At 44.9% G+C, this 561-nt stretch carries 1 protein-coding gene; it reads right to left on the minus strand.

Annotated features, from left to right (window positions below):
* A partial coding sequence (locus tag R7R24_RS29390; protein WP_318120548.1) for a FeoB small GTPase domain-containing protein occupies positions 1-561 on the minus strand: 561 nt, incomplete at both ends.

A 561-nucleotide genomic window follows, 5' to 3' on the forward strand; every position in this document is an offset into this window, starting at 1 on the left:
ATGAGAAACGGTTTGATAGTTAAATAGAGAAGAAATATGCTCGATCGCTGCTTCCATCTTATCGCCGTAATTCAAAGAGCGGTCTTTTAGCGCAACACCCTGAACTATGGCTTTGTGGAGCTTTTCTTTAAACTCAGCAACTTGTGCTTTATTAGTGGCAGACAAACTGATCACTGGGCAACCTAGCGTCTTTTCTAACTCAGCAATGTTGATCATCTGACGTTCACGCTTTAACGCATCCATTTTGTTGAGAACAACAACCATCGGACGACCAAGCTCACGAAGTTGCAGCGTCATATATAGACTGCGCTCTAAGCTGGTGGCATCAATCACGTTGATGATCAAATCAGCTGGGTGCGTCAACACCGCACGAGAAGCGATGGATTCATCGATACTGTTACTATCGTTACCGCTATCCAGAGAGTAAATGCCCGGCAAGTCCGTCAGTAAAAACTCATCACCCGCGTGCTTAAATTGACCCGTTTTTTTCTCAACAGTCACGCCCGCCCAGTTACCGACTTGCTGTTTGGCACCAGTCAAACCATTAAAAAGAGTAGTTTT

The organism is Vibrio sp. 704 (genome assembly GCF_033339295.1).